The organism is Arthrobacter sp. SD1074B, assembly GCF_056780195.1.
The window spans coordinates 3,669,497-3,689,651 of sequence record NZ_JBRAZT010000001.1 but is presented as its reverse complement, the minus strand read 5'-3'; the positions used below and the strand labels follow the sequence as shown (position 1 = coordinate 3,689,651).

At 62.5% G+C, this 20,155-nt stretch carries 13 protein-coding genes; 10 read left to right on the top strand and 3 right to left on the bottom strand.

Translation table 11 applies throughout. The features are described from left to right. Window positions 1-205 precede the first annotated feature (205 nt). From ACUYM2_RS17195 to ACUYM2_RS17155, 9 genes are all read left to right on the top strand, one after another. Window positions 206-1,591: a sugar transferase gene (locus ACUYM2_RS17195; protein ID WP_481601163.1), complete on the top strand. Its 1,386-nt coding sequence runs from the start codon at window positions 206-208 to the stop codon at window positions 1,589-1,591. Between the two features lie 10 nt (window positions 1,592-1,601). Continuing rightward, complete coding sequence (locus ACUYM2_RS17190; RefSeq protein WP_481601162.1) at window positions 1,602-2,060, top strand: FAD synthase family protein; 459 nt, start codon at window positions 1,602-1,604, stop codon at window positions 2,058-2,060. Window positions 2,061-2,172: 112 nt separating this feature from the next. Beyond that, entirely contained in the window at window positions 2,173-3,384 is a 1,212-nt protein-coding gene (locus ACUYM2_RS17185) for a DUF1972 domain-containing protein (protein WP_481601518.1), read from the top strand. 368 nt (window positions 3,385-3,752) lie between these two features. After that, on the top strand, window positions 3,753-4,199 hold the full coding sequence (locus ACUYM2_RS17180) for a hypothetical protein (protein WP_481601161.1): 447 nt from the start codon (window positions 3,753-3,755) through the stop codon (window positions 4,197-4,199). A gap of 119 nt (window positions 4,200-4,318) precedes the next feature. Then, window positions 4,319-5,497, top strand: coding sequence for a hypothetical protein (locus tag ACUYM2_RS17175; RefSeq protein WP_481601160.1), 1,179 nt, complete (start codon window positions 4,319-4,321; stop codon window positions 5,495-5,497). A 490-nt stretch (window positions 5,498-5,987) separates the two neighbouring features. Continuing rightward, window positions 5,988-11,009: a PKD domain-containing protein gene (locus ACUYM2_RS17170; RefSeq protein ID WP_481601159.1), complete on the top strand. Its 5,022-nt coding sequence runs from the start codon at window positions 5,988-5,990 to the stop codon at window positions 11,007-11,009. Between the two features lie 243 nt (window positions 11,010-11,252). Continuing rightward, on the top strand, window positions 11,253-12,011 hold the full coding sequence (locus tag ACUYM2_RS17165) for a CDP-alcohol phosphatidyltransferase family protein (RefSeq protein WP_481601158.1): 759 nt from the start codon (window positions 11,253-11,255) through the stop codon (window positions 12,009-12,011). A 108-nt stretch (window positions 12,012-12,119) separates the two neighbouring features. After that, window positions 12,120-13,505 carry a Wzz/FepE/Etk N-terminal domain-containing protein gene (locus ACUYM2_RS17160; protein WP_481601157.1) on the top strand — a complete coding sequence of 462 codons (1,386 nt, stop codon included), beginning with the start codon at window positions 12,120-12,122 and terminating at the stop codon, window positions 13,503-13,505. Next, entirely contained in the window at window positions 13,505-14,782 is a 1,278-nt protein-coding gene (locus ACUYM2_RS17155) for an O-antigen ligase family protein (RefSeq protein WP_481601156.1), read from the top strand. The genes ACUYM2_RS17160 and ACUYM2_RS17155 overlap by 1 nt, the downstream gene beginning before the upstream one ends. Here the strand turns inward: ACUYM2_RS17155 and ACUYM2_RS17150 are convergent. The 3 genes from ACUYM2_RS17150 to ACUYM2_RS17140 all read right to left on the bottom strand — a co-directional run bounded on the left by ACUYM2_RS17150 (window position 14,711) and on the right by ACUYM2_RS17140 (window position 18,159). Then, on the bottom strand, window positions 14,711-16,579 hold the full coding sequence (locus ACUYM2_RS17150) for a right-handed parallel beta-helix repeat-containing protein (protein ID WP_481601155.1): 1,869 nt from the start codon (window positions 16,577-16,579) through the stop codon (window positions 14,711-14,713). The genes ACUYM2_RS17155 and ACUYM2_RS17150 overlap by 72 nt on opposite strands. 145 nt (window positions 16,580-16,724) lie before the next feature. Next, window positions 16,725-17,405, bottom strand: coding sequence for an acyltransferase (locus tag ACUYM2_RS17145; protein ID WP_481601154.1), 681 nt, complete (start codon window positions 17,403-17,405; stop codon window positions 16,725-16,727). Continuing rightward, window positions 17,386-18,159: a glycosyltransferase family 4 protein gene (locus ACUYM2_RS17140; protein WP_481601517.1), complete on the bottom strand. Its 774-nt coding sequence runs from the start codon at window positions 18,157-18,159 to the stop codon at window positions 17,386-17,388. The genes ACUYM2_RS17145 and ACUYM2_RS17140 overlap by 20 nt, the downstream gene beginning before the upstream one ends. Before the next feature lie 652 nt (window positions 18,160-18,811). On the opposite strand from ACUYM2_RS17140, the gene ACUYM2_RS17135 reads away from it, so the two are divergent. Then, the gene (locus tag ACUYM2_RS17135) at window positions 18,812-20,110 is read left to right on the top strand and encodes a glycerophosphodiester phosphodiesterase (protein ID WP_481601153.1); all 1,299 of its coding nucleotides are present in this window, start codon (window positions 18,812-18,814) and stop codon (window positions 20,108-20,110) included. The last annotated feature ends 45 nt before the right edge of the window (window positions 20,111-20,155 follow it).

Below are 20,155 nucleotides of genomic sequence, written 5' to 3'. Positions count from 1 at the left end.
CGGGGTGGCAGTCATGAGTGAACTCAAGCACCGCCGTCCAGTCCATGCGGTGAAGCCGCTGACGCCTCCAATCACGATCCACGAGCGACCACATGCTTCTGCGAGGCCGCGGCATTCGGTGTGGGACGACGAATCCCGGACTGATATCACCGCTTCAAGAAAGGCGGTCACCCGACGGTGGCGAAACTTCGCCAACCGCCTTCGAATGACCGATGCGGCAGCGATCGCAGTGTCCGTCGTGCTGGCATATGTGGCCAGATTTGGCGTGGACGCGATGGTTCCGGCCGGGGCCGAATTCGAGATGCGATATCTGGCGGTCTCTATCCTGCTCATAACGGCATGGATCGCGGTGCTGGAAATCTACCCCACCCGTGACTGCCGGACGTTTGGTGTCGGCGCTGCCGAGTACAAGCGCGTAGTTCAGGCAACCCTGAAGCTATTCGGCGCACTCGCCATCGCAATGGTCTTTGTCCGCTTCGATGTGGTGCGAGGCTACTTTGCTGTTGCGTTGCCACTGGGACTGCTCCTGCTGACCGGTAGCCGCTGGCTGTGGCGCCGGTGGTTGAACCGCAAGCGAGCCGAGGGCGGATACATGTCCAAGGTGATTGTGATCGGTGATGCGGCTGACGTCGAGTACGTGGTCAACCAAATCGAACGGAACCCGACTGCCGGCTACCAGGTTTCCGGAGTGGGTCTGCCAACACTGGACAAGTCAATGGAGTTACGTCCCCCGTGGTACCGGGTCCCGGTGGTGTCGACCCTGGCCGATGTGTCCCGAATGGTGGAAATCGCTGGTGCAGACGCCGTCATTGTCGCGGGCCGCGTGCCTGGGGGCAGCACGTACATTCGGGAACTCGGGTGGAAACTCGAGGCCTCCGGAACGGAGCTCGTCCTCGCCTCAAGCCTGACCAACGTGGCCGGGCCCCGAATCCACTGGCGCCCGGTCGATGGATTACCACTCGTGCACGTGGAGCTTCCGCAGTACGCGGGCGCCAAACACGTGCTCAAGAGGGTCATGGATGTCGCCGTCGCATCCCTGGCGTTGCTGGTGCTGGCGCCGCTCATGCTGGTTCTCGCCATTATCGTCAAACGGGACAGCTCCGGCCCCGTCCTTTTCCGTCAGTTGAGGGCAGGCAGAAACGGCGCGCCCTTCCACATGCTGAAGTTCCGTTCTATGGTCCAGACTGCCGAATCGGACCTCGATGCCTTGCGCGAACTCAACGAAGGCTCAGGACCATTGTTCAAAATCCGGAACGATCCGCGGGTCACCAGGTGCGGGCGGTGGATGCGGAAGTACTCCCTGGATGAGCTTCCACAGTTCTGGAACGTGCTGACCGGCGAAATGAGCCTGGTTGGCCCCCGACCGCCGCTGCCTGCCGAAGTTGAACGCTACGAGAAGTTCACCAATCGCCGGCTGCTGATCAAGCCCGGCATCACGGGCCTGTGGCAGATCAACGGCCGCTCCACCCTCCCGTGGGAGGAGAGCATCCGGCTGGATCTCTACTACGTGGAGAACTGGTCACTCACCGGGGACCTGATGATCCTGTGGAGGACCTTCAAGGCCATGCGCAGCCCAGTCGGCGCTTACTGATGGAGCAGCCATGACAACGCGAATTGGATACGCGGCCGGTGCTTTCGATCTGTTTCACATTGGCCACCTGAATTTGCTGCGGCACGCGAAGGCGCACTGCGACTTCCTGATCGCCGGCGTCGTATCGGACGAGCTGCTGGTCCAGTCGAAGGGCCGGTATCCCGTGATTCCGCTGGCCGAGCGCCTGGAGATCGTCCGGAACATCCGCTACGTCGACGAAGCAATAGCTGAGACCCTGCCCCGCAAGATCGACACCTGGCGCAGCCATCCGTTCGATGTCTTCTTCAAGGGCGACGACTGGCGGGGAACGCCGAAAGGCCTTGCGCTGGAGCGGGAATTCGCGGCGGTCGGGGTGGAGGTCGCCTATTTCCCGTACACGATGCACACGTCCAGCACCGCACTCCGAAGGACTTTGGAACTCATGAACTCCGGGGCCGAGGAGAGAGGGGCTCTGCAAAGTCTGCCCTGAAAGCCAGTCCGGCAGCTGCCAGCACGCTTACCAAGGCTGTGCCCGGTCTCGATCAACGCTCGGTCTCCATTTACAGCTCGGTCTCTATCAGAAAGAAACACCTGTGGGGGTAATAGTGAAGCATTCAACTCGCCTGTCTGACGGTTTACGGATTGCCTTAGTGGGTACGCGCGGCGTGCCGGCACACTATGGAGGATTCGAAACCTGCGTCGAGGAAGTAGGGCGCCGACTCGCGGAACGCGGGCACCGGGTGACCGTCTACTGCCGCACCGGTAACAGCCCGGGCCCGGAAGCCCGGGAATTTGCCGGCATGCGGCTGGTGCACCTGCCCGCCCTTCGCCGACGCTCCCTTGAGACTTTGAGCCACACCGGACTTTCAGCAGCTCACCTCCTGGCCCGCCGAGCGGATGCCACGATAGTTTTCAACGCAGCCAATGCGCCCTGGCTTCCACTGCTCCGGCTGGCCCGGCTTCCGGTCGCCACCCACATGGATGGCCTGGAATGGAAGCGCGCCAAATGGGGCCCCGTCGGCCAACGCTATTACCGCTGGGCCGAGGGTTTCGCTGTTCGGTTCTCCAATGCATTGATCGCGGATGCGGTCGGCATTCGCGACTACTACCGGGCCACCTTTGACGCCGATACCGAACTGATTTCGTATGGTGCGCCGTTGCTTGCGCCCCGGGAGCCCAAAGAGCTGGCGTCCCTTGATCTGGGTTCCGGCAAATACCATCTGGTGGTTGCCCGGCTTGAGCCGGAGAACCACGTCCACACCATCGTGGAGGGCTATGTACGCAGCAGCGCCAAACTCCCCTTGATCATCGTGGGCTCCACACCCTATGGCCGCGAATACAACGAAAGGCTCACGGCGTCAGCGGACGAACGGGTGAGATTCCTCGGCGGAGTCTGGAACCAAGACCTGCTGGACGAGCTCTACGCCAACGCCCTGGTCTACTGGCACGGACACTCCGTGGGCGGGACCAATCCGTCGCTTCTTCGGGCCGTCGGTGCCGGCGCGGCAACAAACGCCTTCGATGTGAACTTCAATCGGGAGGTCCTCGGCTCGGCCGGGCGGTATTTCCGAGACCCGGGCGACGTTGCGCGCCTGGTGGAGGAATCGGAAGCGCACCCTGCCGATATCCGGTCCAGGGGAAGCCAGTCGAGGGACGTCGCCACGCGTTACGACTGGGACGTCGTGGCCGATCGCTATGAGGCCCTCTGCATCGCCCTGGCATCCAGGACGCTGACGAGGGCGCAGGGCCGAGGCCGTGGCCGGACCGCCGCCCCGGCCAGCCACGCTCCGGACGAAAGCCAGGTGGCGTTGTGACCCGCCTGGGCCGGGGAGCTCCCGGGGGTTCTGACTCGATCCGAATCGGCTGTGGCGCCGCTCTGCCCGTTTCCAGTAGTGCGCTTATGGAGGTCCCAATGCACCAAAGCCCGGTGGTACAGCAAATCTTCGCTTTTTGGGGTTCAAATGGCGGGCCGCTGTCGCGGAAAGTCCTCGTGGCCGTCGTAGGAGCTACCGCAAGCATCGCCCTCTTGTCGGGCTGCAACGCGCCCTCCGTACCCGGCGTCGGGCAAGCCGGTACTGTGTCGCAGTCAGATGCCGGCGCGGCTGACCCCAAACCCACGGCGGAAGGACCGGCAGTAGCGCCAGGCGGCCCGGGGTTCGTAGATAATTCCAAGGTTGCCCCCGTGGTCAAGCGGGACCACGAAAAGCCTGCTGCAGCCAAGGCCCGCGCCGTCGCCGGGGACTTCGAATCAACGCCTGCCAGATACAGCGACGGAGTGCTCGTCTCGGCAGGAGGCCTGCGCAGCGGCGTCGTTACGGCCACTGGCCCTGGTTCGATATCCGGGGCGTCCTACGTGTACATGGACATCAAGATCCAAAATGGCTCCAGCCAAAGCCTCACGGTGTCGAACGTCGTGGTGACCATGCGGTACGGTAGCGGCAACACGGCAGCTGCACCGCTATACGAGGGCAAGGACGAGCTCGACTTCGCCGGCACCGTTAAGGCCGGTGAGAGCCAGACGCGGGGTTACGCCTTCATGGTCCCCAAGGGCACCGACGCCGGCACCGTGTTCATCGACATCGACGGCGCCCACACACCGGCCGCCCTCAGCGGAAACCTGCCACGGTAGTGGGCAGTCACAAAGTCCAGCAAAAAACCTCGGCTGCCGCCGGCGGCCGAGGGATGGTGGGCGGTGTCGCGGCCCAGGGATCCCAGGCGCTCGCAAGCTTTGGACTGCAGCTTCTGGCGGTGAGGACTCTCGGGCTCGACGGCCTGGGGCAATTCGCGATCTTGTACGGCGTCATTCTTTTGATCACCGCGATCGTGAGCGGCTTCGTGGGCGACACCCTGACCGTACTGGACCGCCACGACTCGTCGATCAGGTTCACCCTTCAGCTCTGGTGCCTCGGCCTGAGCCTTGGGACCGGCCTTTGCGGCGCCGTGGTTGCGCTGGCTTCGGGTTTGCTGGCGCCGTCCGGAGCCTGGATCTTTGGCGGCGCGATCATCGCCTTCGTCCTCGAGGACACAGTGAGGCGGCTGCTCATGTCGCACCTCCTGTTCTGGAAGATCGTGGTGGTCGACCTGACCGGGCTCGGTGGGGCCCTTGCGGCCCTGGGCTTGGCCGCAACTGCCGGTCCGCTTGCCCTGACCTCCTTCTTCGCGGCCCTCATCTGGGGGCAATTGGCGGCGCTTGCGGTCGGGATCGTGCTCCTGCCGAAAAGCGACCGCTACCTCATTGTCAGGGCCCGGACATTCTCGCCGGAGGTGGCACGGTACGGGATCTGGCGTTCCCTCCAGCAGGCCGTCCGCCCCGCGCTGCTGACGGCCGTCCGGGTGACGGTCACCCTTATGGCCGGACTGGCCGCGACCGGTCACCTAGAGGTCGCGCGGATCTACGTCGCCCCGATCATGTTGATGGTCAGCGGGGCATCTTCGTACCTCTTTGCAGCCTTTGCCCGGGAACACGCCGTTCCGATGAAGGACCTGCTGCGGAGGGCGGACCGGGGTGTGGCCGTGCTAACCCTCGTCGCGCTGGGAGCCGGCATCATCGCCATGGCTTCGCTGCCCAGCATCGGCAAGTTGGTGGCCGGGCAGCAACCCGATGCGGCGGCCGTCCTCGGGTGGATCGCCTACGCCACCTCCGTGGCGGCGGTAACGCCGTACGGTGCCCTAGCCGCCGTCCGGGGAAAACAGGCAGGCGTCCTCGGCTTGCGCCTGGTGGACTCCGTCTTATCCCTCTTTCTCGCCGGAGTTTTCGTCGCCTTCACAGCTGGATACACCTTGGTTCCGGCGCTGATGGCGGTGGGCTCCTTGCTGGGAGGGCCCCTCATACGCGGGTTGCTCATCCGGCCCCTGCTTACTTCCGAAATTCGATCACAAGCAGCAGTTCAATATCCGCGGTCTCGAAAGGTGGCACATCGTGCATAGCAGTAAGTATCCAGCGCAGGAACGCTCGTTCAGGGGGTCATCGGCGGGGAAGGCGGGCGATGTCGGCTTCCGGCGTTCCGTCCGGGCCCTCGCGGGCGCAACCGCAGCCGTCGTCATTGCCGCCTTCTTCAGCGCCGGTGCCGCGGCGGCTGCGGACAACCCCCCGCCGCCACCCCCACTGCCACCAACAGTAAGCGGCGATGTGCTGCCTACCCCGCAGATCAACGGTGTTGTCTGGAAGACGGCGGTCGTCGGTAATACGGCTTATGCGGTTGGCAGTTTCACCAAGGCCCGCCCGTCGGGGGCCGCGCCGGGTACCAGCGAAGTTATCCGGAACAATGCGATGGCCTTCAACATCCTTACCGGCGCTATTCTGCCTTGGAATCCGAACCTGAACGCTCAGGCGCGGACGGTCAAGGTGTCGCCCGAGGGGACAAAGATATACGTGGGCGGTGATTTCACGACGGTATCGGGAGCCGCTCGGTCAAAGGTGGCAGCATTTGATGTGGCCACCGGAGCCTTGGACCCCGGTTTCAAGCCCGTTGTGAACGGAGGTGTTCGCAGCGTCGCGATCAGCAACTCCGCGGTGTACGTTGGCGGTGGCTTCGGTAACGCAGGAGGAGTGGCGCGGCAAAACCTGGCGTCCTTCAGCCGTTCGACGGGCGCCGTCCTGCCGTGGCAGCCCTCCACTGACGATCTTGTGGAGGCCCTGATCGCGGCACCGGACAACAGTAGGGTCATTGTCGGCGGCCGGTTCCAACAGCTTAACGGTTCACCAATCGTCGGAATCGGAGCGGTCAACGGTGCCGAGGGGAGCTTGCTTCCCTGGACGAGCCGTCCCATTCCAGCCCGGCAGGGCACAAACAGGTCCGGAGTGACCGAGATGTCCCTGGTCGGAGGCGTAGTCTACGCCAGCGCCGACGGCGAGGGTGGGCACTGGTTCGACGGCCGGTTCGCGGCAGAATTCAGCACCGGTGACCTAGTCTGGCTGAACAACTGCTACGGCGCGACGTATGACGTCTCCGTGATGGACCAGGTCATGTACTCCGTTGGGCACGCGCATGATTGCACGTCAGTTGGCACTTTTGCCGACCACGACCCGCAGATTTGGAAGCGGGCTACGGCCGATACGACCTTCGCCACCGGAACTGACCAAGGCGCGCCCGGGTCAAACATGAACTACGCCTATCAGCCCGTACCGACGCAGCTGCCGTGGTACCCAGAGGTCAACGCTGGCAGCTACACCGGTATCTACCAAGGTGGCTGGGCGCTCGCGAACAACGGCACATATCTCGTAATGGGCGGTGAGTTTACCCGCGTCAACGGACAGAACCAGCAGGGCCTCGCGACCTTCGCCAAACGATCCGTCGCCCCCAACAAGGTGGGACCGGCCTACAGCCCGATGAAGCCTTCCGTTCTGTCCCTGAACTCAGGGACAACCCGGGTTGCCTGGACCGGCACCTCCGACGTCGACGACGGAACGCTCACCTATGAGGTCCTGCGCGACAACGGCACCGTCCCGGTGTTCAGTATCGACGCCAAATCACCCTGGTGGGCCCTGCCACAACTGGGCTTCACGGATACCGGCCTCGTTCCGGGCTCCAGCCACACCTACCGCGTCCGGGTGAAGGACCCGGCGGGCAACAATTACACGGGCAGCCGGTCGGATGCTGTTGTAGTCTCGTCGGCCACGCCCAGCGCCTACGCCCGGAAGATCATTGCCGACGGGGCCACGAACTACTGGCCGCTGAATGAGCCCACCGGGTCCGTCGTCTTCGACAATGCCTCCTTCGCGGATGCCGACGCCGGCACCGGAGTCACCCGCGGTGCCACGGGCGCCATTCCCAACGACGCGGCGTCGAACTTCGACGGCTCCGGCGCCGGGTTCGCTGCCACACGTGGCGCCGCACCCGGTCCTGACACCTTCACGGCGGAAGCATGGTTCAACACCACCAGCACTCGGGGCGGGAAGATTCTCGGGTTTGGCGCCTCGGCGACCGGAAACTCGGGGAGCTACGACCGCCATATCTATATGGATAACGCAGGGCATATCTGGTTTGGTGTCTACCCAGGTGGGGTCCAGACACTGAGCACCAGCAACACCTACAACGACGGACAGTGGCACCAAGTCACCGCCAGCCTGGGCACTGACGGCATGCATCTGTTCATCGACGGGGTCCCCGCGGGTCAAAGAAGCGACGTTACCTCCGGCCAGGCCTACAGCGGCTACTGGCGCATCGGCGGCGACAACCTCGGAGGCTGGCCCAACCAGCCGGACAGCGCCTACTTCGCCGGTGCCATCGACGACGTTGCCATCTACCCGACGGTGCTTTCCCGGCAGACGGTCCTCTCGCACTTCACTGCAAGCGGCCGGGAATCGAGCCTTCCTCCGGCACCGACGGACGCCTACGGAACGTCCGTAACGTCCGACCAGCCGGATCTCTACTGGCGCCTGGACGAGTCAACAGGCAACGTGGCTGCTGACTCTAGCCAGTCCAGCAACAACGGTGCCTACCAAGGCGGCGTAACCAAGGGCGCTACCGGTGTGATTCCGGGCTACAGCGGGACCGCGGCCAGCTTCGACGGCCGGGACGGAGCAGTCGCCAGCCAAAGCTCGCTCACTAATCCGACGAGCTACTCCCTCGAGTCGTGGTTCAAGACGACCACCACCAGAGGTGGGAAGATCATCGGATTCGGCAACAGCAACACGGGCCTGTCCGGTAACTACGACCGCCACGTCTACATGCAGGACGACGGAACTCTCGCCTTCGGTGTCTGGACGGGCCAGCCAAACCTGATCATCACTCCGGTCGCGTACAACGACGGCAAGTGGCATCACATGGTCGCCGAGCAGTCCAGCGACGGGATGAAGCTCTTCCTCGATGGCGCCCTGGTGGGAACCAACCCGCAGACGCAAGCCCAGCCCTACACCGGTTACTGGCGCGTCGGCGGGGACACGACCTGGGGATCGTCCAGCCCCTACTTCGAGGGCACCATCGACGAAGTAGCGGTGTACTCGAAGGCGCTGAGCGCAGATCGGGTGGCTGCCCACTACGACCTGGCCGCACCGGCGAATGTCCTGCCTGTCGCGGGTTTCACCTCGACGGGCGACAACCTGAACGTCACCATGGACGGCACCCAGTCCAACGACCCTGACGGCCAGATTGTGGACTACGCCTGGGACTTCGGTGACGGCCAGCTGGGTTCGGGGGCCACGGCAACGCATAGCTACACGGCTGCCTCCACGTACGTCGTCAAGCTGACGGTTACCGATAACCGCGGCGGGAAATCAACGGTCTCCCACGACGTAACCGTCACGGAACCGCCCAACCAGCTGCCGTCGGCGGATTTCACCGCGACGGTGGCGAACCTCAAGGTGTCCGTGGATGCAGCGGATTCCCAGGACCCGGACGGCACCTTGGTGAACTATGCCTGGGACTTCGGCGACGGGCACACGGCGACCGGCGTGGACGCGGAGTACACCTACCTGACTCCGGGAAAGTACACCGTGACGCTGACCGTGACGGACAACCGCGCCGGGACCAGCACCACCACGCGGGAGGTGACCGTGGAACGGCCGCCAAACGTGCTGCCCACCGCAGCCTTCACCCCGGCGACCCAGGGCCTCGACGGATCCTTTGACGCTTCGGCTTCAAGCGACTCCGACGGGCAGATCGTGGACTACAGCTGGGACTTCGGTGACGGCTCAACTGGTACCGGGGTAACCGCGCACCGCAGCTACGCGGCTGCCGGCACATACACCGTCACACTGACGGTGACCGATGACCGCGGAGGCCAGGCGCGGATCGCACACGACGTCACCGTCGCCCCTGTACCCAACAGGACACCGACGGCCGCCTATGCGTTCACAGCCACCGATCTTCGGGTGGCCTTCGACGGATCTGCGTCCTCGGACCCGGACGGAACTGTTGACAGCTATGCGTGGGACTTCGGCGACGGTTCAACCGCTTCCGAGGGTGCACCGACGCATACCTATGCTGCGGCCGGGACGTACAACGTCACATTGACTGTCAGCGACAACAAGGGGGCCCGGGATGCGGTTGTCCACGCGGTCACCGTCACCGTCGCCCCGCCGCCCAACACGCCGCCGGTTGCCTCGTTCACGAGCAGCATGGACGGCCTCAGCGGGCAGTTCGACGGCACTGGCTCATCAGATCCGGACGGCACACTCTCCAAGTACGTGTGGGACTTCGGTGACGGAAAGGGCGCGAACGGACCGACCGCGAACCATAACTATGTCAGCGCGGGTGAGTACTCGGTCACCTTGACTGTCACTGACAACGAAGGGGCAACGGCCTTGATCGTCCACACCGTCACGGCCACGGCACCCGCGAACGCTGTCCCGGTGGCGGCCTTCACGTCCCGGGTTCAGAACCTGAAAGTCAGCTTTGACGGCTCGGATTCCACGGACGCGGATGGCACCATCAGCAGCTATGAGTGGGCCTATGGCGATGGCGGCACGGGCACGGGAGCCACCGCTGACCACACCTACGCGACCGCCGGCGACTACGACGTCGTACTGACGGTGACGGACAACACCGGAGCGACCAACTCGGTCACGCACCGGGTGACGGCCACCGCGGCGCCGAACACCCCGCCGGTGGCGGCCTTCACCAATTCGGCGGGCAGCCTGCAGGTTTCCTTCGACGGCTCCACGTCGACGGATTCCGACGGATCGGTAGCCGGCTACGCCTGGGACTTCGGTGACGGGGCAACCGGCACGGGAGTGACAGCGTCACACCGCTACGGGAAGCCCGGAACGTTTACTGTCCGCCTCACGGCCACCGATGATCAAGGGGCAAGCTCCACCAAGACTGCTCAGGTGGTGGTGACGCAGCGGAGCTTCTCGCAGGATACGTTCTCCCGGACCGTCACCGGCGGCTTCGGTTCTGCCGACCAGGGCGGCGCCTGGACTAGCACTTCCAACGCCAGCAACTTCTCGGTCACCAACGGAAAGGGGAACATCCGCATGGCGGGTCCGGGATCGGGCCCTTCCATCTTCCAGAAGTCGGTAAGCCAGACTGACGCCGAGATTCGGGTGGCCGTCGGAGTGGACAAGGCGCCGACAGGCGGCGGAATCAATCTGTCCGTCATTGGACGCAGCGTTGACGGGCAAGGCGACTACCGCGCCAAGGTCAACCTGCTGGCCAACGGGGGAGTCACCCTGGGCCTGTTCCGTGTGAACACCTCCGGGGCGGGCGCCATGGTTTCGGCCGAGTCGGTGGTTCCAGGGCTCACCTACCAAGTCGGGGATGTCCTGAACATGCGGGTGCAGGTAACAGGAACATCCCCGACGACGGTGAAAGCCAAGATCTGGAAAGAAGGGTCGGCAGAGCCGACGGACTGGACAAAGATGGGTACTGACTCAACCACCGCCTTCCAAACGGCGGGGTCGATTGGACTCTTCGCCTACTTGTCCGGTTCAGCCACAAATGCGCCGGTTGTTGCCTCGTGGGACAACCTGTGGGCGGGGGAGAGCTCCGCACAGTAAGTGGCGGCGAACCTCCCGGGCGTTGGTTGAGACCGGCGGCCGGGAGGGCCCTGCCTCCCACGGAACTCCGTAGGGAAGTGACAATACCCGACAAGCGAGTGGCGGAGCCCGGAGCGGCCAGGCAGGCCGCTTGGGGTCCGCCCTGGCAGCCCTTCCATGTCCCCCTCCCGGAAGTGCGGGCGGGCCGAGAACTGAAACACCTGGGAGGTCGGTCTGGTCTCCCAACCAGAAGGAGAGACTCACATGTATGAAGTAGCCGGAACCGGAGTGCCGGCAGCGACCGGGTACAGGCAGGCGCTGGCGACGCTTCGAGGAGCCCAAAAGACCTCGAAGGGTGCACCGGCGTATTCGCGGTACATAAACCGGCCGCTTGGCCGCTATGCCGCGGCCGGCGCACACATCCTGAAAATGACACCCAACCAGATCACTGCACTGAGCGCAGGATGCACCTTCGTCGGCCTGCTGGTCGTCGCCTTCAGTCCGCCCACGCCATTGTCTTCTCTCGCAGCAGTGCTGCTGCTGGTTATTGGGTATGCGTTGGACGCTGCAGACGGGCAACTCGCGCGGCTGGGGGCGGGCGGGAGCCCGGCCGGCGAATGGCTGGACCATGTCGTGGATTCAGTCAAGGCCAGCCTCCTGCACATCGCCGTTCTGTTGTGCTGGTGGCGACACTACGACGTGTCACCGGCGTGGTTCTTAGTGCCCCTCAGCTATACCGCTGTAGCCACGGTCTTCTTCTTCGCTATGATCCTCACCGATCAGCTACGACGCCAGAACCGGGGCAACTCTGCCATGTTCCTCAAGGGGGAGGGGCACTCGACCCTGTTGTATTCGTTGGCGGTTGCACCGACCGATTACGGCGTCATGATCCTGGCGTTTGGTCTTATCTGGTGGACAGACGGATTCCTGTGGTTGTACAGCGCATTGCTCGCCGCAAACGTCATCTTCCTCGCATTGGCGCTTCCGAAGTGGTTTCGAGAAGTGCGCTCGTTTTCCAGATAGCGTGATTTTCCGTGTTTGTATCGAGTTTTTCTCGTCAATTTCGCTTTGGGGTGTAATGCTGTGTACGTCCAACCTGAACGGGCATTGAACTGCGAACGGACCAACCTAATGGAGCTATCGGACTATTTGAAGGCCATCCGTGAGCGTTGGCTCATGATCCTGGTGGTTACAGTCATGGGGGCCGGGCTCGCGGGCGCCATTACCGAGCGCATTACGCCAACCTATACAGGTGAGGCCACGTTGTTCCTAAGCGTCGATTCACCAACCGGTTCTCTGTATGAGAGGTCGCAGTTCGCTCTGCAACGTATTAAGTCCTATCCGGGCGTGGTGGAAAGTCCGGACGTATTAATGCCCGTCATTGACGAGCTCAAGCTGGGTCTGAGTCTGGCAGAGCTAAGATCACGCGTCACAGCGACGAACCCGACCGAGACGGCCTCCCTCGTAGTGAAGGCCGAAGACAGCACACCGGAGCGGGCAGCTGCGATAGCCAATGCCGTGTCTAGAAGTCTGGCTTCGAAGGTGGCCGACATTGAAACCGCTAAAGGAGAAGCCAAGTCAGCTGTCTCCCTCATACTGACCGTTCCGGCATCGGCACCGACGAGCAAGACGTCTCCGAGCCTGGCGCTGAATGGTGCGCTCGGCCTGTTGATTGGGCTGTCGGTCGGGCTGTCCGGCGCGGTCATTTGGAAAAGATTCCACCAACGAATCAGGAGCGAAGAAGATGTCCGGTCGGCAAGCGGCCTGCCGCTCCTGGGTCAGTTGAGCCGCCCCTCGGACCACCGCCCGCTGAAGCATTCGCTTCAAGGCCACGACGTGGCGGCGGAGTACCAGGAATTGCAGACTAACCTGCAGCTAATCGCCGGCGGCAAGGTTCCCAGTGTTCTCGTCTTCGTGTCGGGCGAACCCGACTGCAAGGAACCTTGTTTGGTGCTCGCACTGGCCTCATCGCTGGACCGAAGCGGAAGAGTCGTCTGCGTCCTTGAGGCGGGTTACCCGTCCAGCGCGCCACCCCACGAGGGAACTGCCCCGGCGCCAGTCGGCGTAGCAGACATTCTCAATGAAAGCGCCACAGTGGCCGACGCGCTTGTGGAGGATGGCGACGGGAATTTAAAAATCCTTCCGTCCGGATCAATGTCTTCCGGGCCGAGAGAGTTTATTGCACAGCAACGTTTCCCGGCCATTGCCAAAGAACTTCGGGACGGTTTCGATGTGGTTCTGGCCCATACGAGCCCCGTCTCCCAGCCCATTAGCCTGGCGATGATGGCCCCCTTTGCGGACGGATCCGTCTTGGTCGTCGAATATGCAAAGACGGGCATACGCGACCTTGCCCGGCTGCTGGCAGAGGCAAAGGCTTGTGGCGTTCGCCCACTGGGAGTGGTCATGGTTTCTGTCCCGAAGCGTCGTCGCCGAGCCGTCAAAAAGGATTGGCGCCCAGGCGATTTCGCGGACGCTGACCCGGAAATGAAGTTGGAAAGAGTCGACGGGTACCGGTAATGCCCCCCTCGCACCACCATCCTCTCCTTCATGCGCTGGCGCCTTATGCGGCTTGGCTGCTCACTCTGGCGAGCATCGTCTCCTGGCGAAGGGGAGTCTATTTTGCCGGTGGGGCCGATCCGGTGGTGGTGCTCAAAGCGGTAGTCGGAGTCGCTGCCCTGGCCGTAGCCGCCTGCAGTTTCTACTTCCGCAAAGCCAAAATCCGTTCCGGTGCACGGTCAATCGTGCTCCTCTGCGCATTCGTCGCGGTTTCGCTGCTCGGGGCAATCGCCGATGGAAATTTCGCGGCCTCTGCTGTGCTCTCCGTAAGGGTACTGCTTATTGCTGCGACAGTGATGTTTCTTGTGAGCGCTTTCCCTCCCCGAGTGCTCATTAACTCCCTGCTCGCAATGATGTCCGTGGTCGGCCTCGTAGCGGCTGGTTCCGGTATCGGCGCCTTCGCGGCTGAGGGCCGTATATTCGGCGTGATTCCGCCACTGAATCCGAACGACATCTCACTTCTCTGCGGTCTGCCCGCCCTCGGGCTCGTGCACGAACTAAGCCTCGGCACGGCGAAGAACCGCTTCGGAGTTCCATTGCTGGCGGTACTGATGACCGTGGTTTGGTTCACGGGATCGCGCACCGGTCTCTTTGCTTTCGCTACCGCCGCGGCACTTATTCTGCTGCATGCCAGGCGACTGCGGATTGGTGCCGCGATAGCGGTGTTCGCACTCGTCCCCGTCACCTTTTATGTCCTGACTTCAACAGATCTCTTCACTAAGGTTTTGCAGCGAGGCGACGATACGGGGGCGAATCTGCTGACCCTCAACGCGCGGACGATCGCATGGCACGCCGTCCTGAACACGCCGTCTGATACTTGGCAACGATGGGTGGGTGCTGGATTAGCGGTAAAGCAGGTGGCAGTAGCAGGGCAGTACTGGCAAGACCAAGTGCTGGACAGCAGTTGGATCTCGGCGCTGGCGCAGGCGGGAGTCGTAGGCACCGCCTTGCTGGCGGTCTGGGCGCTCGGAACATTGTTCTCCAGTGCCGCGTCGCGGCCTATCCGTTCCTTTACGACTCCCGCCCTGGTTTTCATCCTGATCCGGAGCTTTCTGGAGAACGGATTGGTGGATTCCAATGTGCCGTTTGTCGTGTTCCTAACGATTTCCTTCTTGGTGGAGCGATCTGCCGGGGAAGAAATGGGCGTCAACCGACATGTGTGGACCTCAGCTCTGCCAGGCTCCGAGGTGTCGAGTGCCCGCAGCTTTGCCCAAGATGGCGGCTACCCCCGCCGATAGCGGCTGGGCAACAGTCGCGTCCTTCGCCGCCAGCTCCGGCGCAGTCCGCCACCCGCTCAGCGCCGGGCGCCCCTCAATGAAGAAATGCGTGGCCTCCTGTCCTGTGGCCGCACGGAACGCGGCGATTGTCGTGTAGACGCCGGGATTGGCGGCGCCTTTCGACCACACCGCGACCCATGCGGGACTTGTGGCTGACGGCCGCTGGTAAACGTCGCCATTGGCGGAAATTTTGAGCTGTTCGGCAGTGAACTGGCGGGAATAGTCCTCGACGCACAACAGGCAGTTGCCAGTGCCACCCGCGATGATGTTGTTGCGTACCGCGATGTTGGAGTTGATCCATGTCATCGTCGGGTCGGGGAACGCTTGTCGGGGATCGTGGCCCGGCACCGATCGATTGCTCGCGCGCCGGGTGTCCTGGACGATGTTGAGATTTCTCCCGTTATCACTGATGGTGTTGTTCCAGATGTCGACGTTGCTCGTGTCGTTTAGCTTGATTCCGTTACCCGCGTTGCCCGTTATGACATTGTCCGCAACTACGAACTTCGCTGATATTTCCAGGATCAATCCATGGCCGGTGTTGGCCATGAAGTCATCGTGGGTGATTTGCCCGTTGTAGACAGATTCATCTATCCACAGCCCGGGGCCCAAATTGCGAATGAACGAGCTGTCTACGAAGCGCACATTGCGGGAGCGACTGATCTTGAAGCCACCGGCTACCGGCGCCTGGTTGAATTGTTCTGTGTTGTTGCCGTAGGCCAGGATGCCCGTGGCCTTGAAGTTGTCGGCGGTGCTGGCGCTTCCGCCCAACATGCCATTGCGGGCCAGCGTGACATTCCGGAAAGTGATGTTGGAACCCACAGCATGGAGGCCGGTCACGGCGTTGTCCTGGGCGATGACGTTCTCGATAGTGACGCCATCCTTCTCCGCGGTGATGGCCCCCATGTCCGGGACCGACGGTGCAAACCGCTGGAACCCGACGCCGCGAAGAGTGCTGCCTGCGCCCTGGACCGTGGCGGCCTTGGAAATGTCGCTGGCTCGAACGCTGTGACCGGCTGGGTTACTGCCGAGATAGAGCTTCTTGGCGGAGTAATCAACGTAGAACGTCCCGGGGTGAACGAGGTTCAACGACTTTACTTGGGTTACTGATTTGCCGTCTATCCACACTTGATCAGGGTGGGCAGCCATGGGGTGCGCAGGATTGACAAAACTCCAGCCGGCCGAAGTGCCGTCCGCGGCTCCCCGGGTGTAGGTGGGACTTGCGTCGAACCGGGCCGTCCAACCCGAGGATACCCAGGCGCTTCCTGCAGGCACCCAATTGGTTACTTGGCGGCTACCGTCGAACCAGACACTCTCCCGCGGGTATGACTGCACCGTAAGGCGCTTATTCGCGGGGATCTGAAGGCCTTCGTGATAGGACCCGCCTCGAACGACAATGGTGGCGCCACTTGCGGCCGCTCCGACGGCGCGGCTTACGGTCTTGAAGGGTTTCTGGATGCTCCCCGCTCCGGAATCCGAACCGGTGGCCGCGACGTAAACCGCGTTGGATGGGAGGGCATAGCTGGTGGAGCCCAGCGGCGCAGCCCCGGCCGGGACGCGTTGGCCGGACAGGTCCATCGCCGACGACTGTTCCACCGGCGGGGAAACGGACGTGGCTGCCTCAACCGGAGCGGACAGCAGGACAAATGAAGCCGCGACAGCGGCCGCAACGACCGTTGTTACCCGCGGCGTCCGGTGGGATCCGCCCGCAGCCGAGCGCGGCTGGGCAAAGAGATTCTTCGAACTGTTATAGGAAACCACGGGTGATCCTCATGTAGGCAATGGTGGGGGGCCAAAGAGCGGCAGATTTGAGACCAGCATTACGAGACCGTTAGATGATTGTTACATTTGGAGTCGCGGAATGGCAAAGCCCCCCGCGCAGCAGGCTCAAACCGGTGGTTGAGTTCTAAGCCCCTCTTTTTCCGATCACTCTGGCTGGAACCCCGCCCACAATCTGGAAAGGTTCCACATTTCCCCGTACCACTGCCCCGGCCGCCACCACGGCTCCGTCGCCGATGCAGGCACCTCCCAAAATGACCGCGCCGGCGCCTATCCAAACGTCGTTGCCGATTGTTGTGCGGGCTCTCGTTTCCCCTTGTGCGCGGATCGCTTGCTGAGCGTTGTCGAAGTTATGGTTTTCCGATACGACGGTTACGTGCGGGGCAAGCAGGCAGTCTTCTCCGATGGTGATCCCTCCTTGACCCAGGAGGACGTTGAAAGCGCCGATAGCTGATCGGGCACCGACCGTAACTCCGGTTCCAAGATTGCGGATGACCCCTGACCCGCGTATCACTGCGTGTTGGTCCACAGTTGCCCGGTCGTGCAGTCTCACGCCTTCTTTGCTGACGGCGTCGATAGTGACAAAGTCATTCAGGACCACTTGGTGCCCCAGGGACAAATAGGATTTCCCCCGGATAGTGACGCTGGGGGAGATGAGCGCCCCCGGAAAACCGCGGACCCCTGAGGAGAGGAGTTGCACGCCGCGCCGCGTCAACGTGGCGGCGAGCTCCTTCGAAGTCAAAGCAGGGTCGATTCCCGATTCGACCCCCCTGACGCATCGGTACAGACTATCGAGTGCTTTTCTCACTGCGGCGACCTGATCTTTCTGCGAGGGCTGCGCTGATGAGGGCACGAGAGCTTCGAACCGTGGATTCCCACGAATAAGATGTCACGCGGCGGAAGCCGTCCGCTGGCCCGTTCAGCGCCTCGCGTACGCCCCTTGCTATATCTACCGGGTCGGTTGGATCAAAAAAGGTTCCGACATCGCCAAACTCTTGGAATGCGGGGATCCGGCTCAACGCCATCGGGGCGCCGCAGGCGGAGGCCTCGAGAACGGGCAAGCCAAACCCCTCGTCAAGTGACGGAAAGACAAATACTGCGCACTCGCTGTAGAGGCCTTTAAGTTCGGCGTCGGAAACCGGCCCCGTCCACACAACGTCATTATCCGTCGCAGATGACGGGTCAGGGATATTGCGGTTTAGACCGTCGGGAGCCCCGACAACGACCAGCGGAAAGTCGGGGGAGATCAATGATTCGCGACGGAGGGAAAGAATGAGCGTCTCCACATTTTTCCTTGCCGTCAGGCGGCCCACGGTCAGAAAAAAGCGTTTCGGAGAGAGGCGAGAGCGCAAAGGAGTGGCGACGGCAGCGTGAAAATCGGTCGGAAGAGCAAGTCCTACGTGATGAACGCGGTGAGCCAGTTTGTGATTCAACCGTGCTATTCGCGCTCGCTCGGCCTGGGATGACGTCAGGATCAAGTCTGCTCCACGAGCGAGACGGGTTAACGGGGCCAAGTAGAGGCGTTCAGACCTCGTAAACCACTCCGGGTGCTCTTGGTACATGACATCGTGGATAAAAACGACTCGGAGAGCCTTTGACCAAGCCGGGGTGAAGTTTTGCGTCAAAATGACGTCGTAGTTCCGGAAGTGGCCGATTTCTAGCGTTGCAGAAGCCGCCTGCTGGGGGACGCGGCTGTGGCGAATTGTAGGGTGTGCAATCCCCGGCGCCAATCCTAGCGATTCGCTATCAATGCTGGGCGGCAAAGCAAGGGTTATAGAGTCGCCCGGGTATGTGGCAAGCCACTGGGTCACCATCGAACGGACAACGTTCCGTCCTGAGGGGGGTCCATGCGTCCACCAAAATGCGTCAAGTAATATTCGCACCGCGTCTCCTTGAGTCACAGGTTAATGCAGTCTAATGGATTAGTTGTGAAATTCCATGGGATTATTTGGGCAAATTGTCTGGGAACGCACCGGGTGGCGCTCCGCCATAACGTTCAGAAACTAGGCCTATACTCACGTCCAGACAGCAGATGTTGGCAGCTAATCGACGTTGGGACGAGAAGTGGTGACTGCGGGTGGGGACCAAGGGCGGAAACTCCTTACGCGCCGTCGTGCGTTGGCGCTTGGAAGTTCGTCTCTGCTTCTGCTGACTGGTTGCGGCCAGGGGGCACCTGCCTTGCAGGGTCCCAAACAGGCGACTGTCGACGACCTAGTGGGTACCGATCCGTTTTTCGTTGCCCACAGGGGTTCAGGCGATAATTGGACAGAACATACCGCCCTTGCCTATTCCTCGGCGATCGCTGCTGGAGCCCGTGCGATCGAAGTTTCCGTCCACGCCACATCGGACGGTGTGCTTGTCTGCCATCACGACGAAAGTACTCTTCGCCTGGCGGGCCGGGATCAACCGATTGCCGCCCAAGACTATGCGACTATCGCCGCCCTCCGGGCCGACGCCCGCCAATGGCTTGGCCCGAACGCCGCGCCGCAGCCAATTCCGAAGCTCGAGGAAGTGCTGGACGAACACGCGTCGAAAAGCGTGATCTTCATAGAGGACAAGCAGGGTACAAACACCCATGCGCTACTCGACCTGATGGACCGCTACCCTGCTTCGAACGACCACTTCGTTTGGAAGCAACCTGCACGATCGCAAGCCCGGATCGAGGCCCAGGCGCGCGGCTATAAATCATGGGGCTACTTCATGGACGGCTCGGGGGGACAATTCGACAAGTATGCGCAGGACCACGACTTCGTGGGGTTGTTCCATGCCGCCTCCGACGACGACATCCGCGCACTCGTCGCCTTCGGCAAGCCGGTGATCGTGTGGGAAGTTCACACGCGACGGATGCGGGACCGGTTGCTGGCACTGGGGGTGCGGGGGCTGATGTGTTCGAACATCCCCTACGTGACGACTGATGTTCCTCTCAATAGGTCGGACACCTTCGCTTCCGGCACCCGGAGCGCGGGCGATCTGCCTTGGGTGATCAACTGGAAGCTGCAGCCGAAAATCCAGCCGGAAAGCAGGTCCATTCGCCTCGACGACGGATCCAACTTCAGCTACTCCATGGGGTCGCTTTGCCCGGTCCGGGCGGGCGTCTATTCCATCGACTTTGAAATGCGATGGGCAGGGGCGGTTCCCAAGAATGGGGCGCAGGCGGGAATCGCCTTCGGCCTGCGGGACGACCGCCCGTATCTGCCGAATGTCTCCAGCAGCCCTGGGGGTTACCACGTGCTGATCGACGTCGCGGGCACGGTCCAACTTTTCCGCCGCGCCGCTAGCGGCGCGGCGTCGGAAGTCATTGGCTCCTTCGACTCCACTGCCCCCTGGGAGGGGCAATGGTTGAAATTCTCCGTCAGGATGACCGACGATGGCATTCGTTGCTCCCGATTGGACGACGGGGAGCAGACCCTCGCCGTCGCGGACGCCACGCACAGGGGCGGATATTTCATGCTCTGCAAAGCCTATGACGGAGAGCAACCGGTGGAGTTCCGGTCGATCGCCGTTTCGCCGTGATGCCCCGGCCCGGCACTGATTCGCCGCGCCCTCCGGCCCTGGTTG

Coding starts and splice junctions, on each gene's coding strand:
- ACUYM2_RS17195 (WP_481601163.1), top strand. CDS start 206: ATGACCGATGCGGCAGCGATCGCAGTGTCCGTCGTGCTGGCATATGTG.
- ACUYM2_RS17190 (WP_481601162.1), top strand. CDS start 1,602: ATGACAACGCGAATTGGATACGCGGCCGGTGCTTTCGATCTGTTTCAC.
- ACUYM2_RS17165 (WP_481601158.1), top strand. CDS start 11,253: ATGTATGAAGTAGCCGGAACCGGAGTGCCGGCAGCGACCGGGTACAGG.
- ACUYM2_RS17160 (WP_481601157.1), top strand. CDS start 12,120: ATGGAGCTATCGGACTATTTGAAGGCCATCCGTGAGCGTTGGCTCATG.
- ACUYM2_RS17155 (WP_481601156.1), top strand. CDS start 13,505: ATGCCCCCCTCGCACCACCATCCTCTCCTTCATGCGCTGGCGCCTTAT.
- ACUYM2_RS17140 (WP_481601517.1), bottom strand. CDS start 18,159: ATGTACCAAGAGCACCCGGAGTGGTTTACGAGGTCTGAACGCCTCTAC.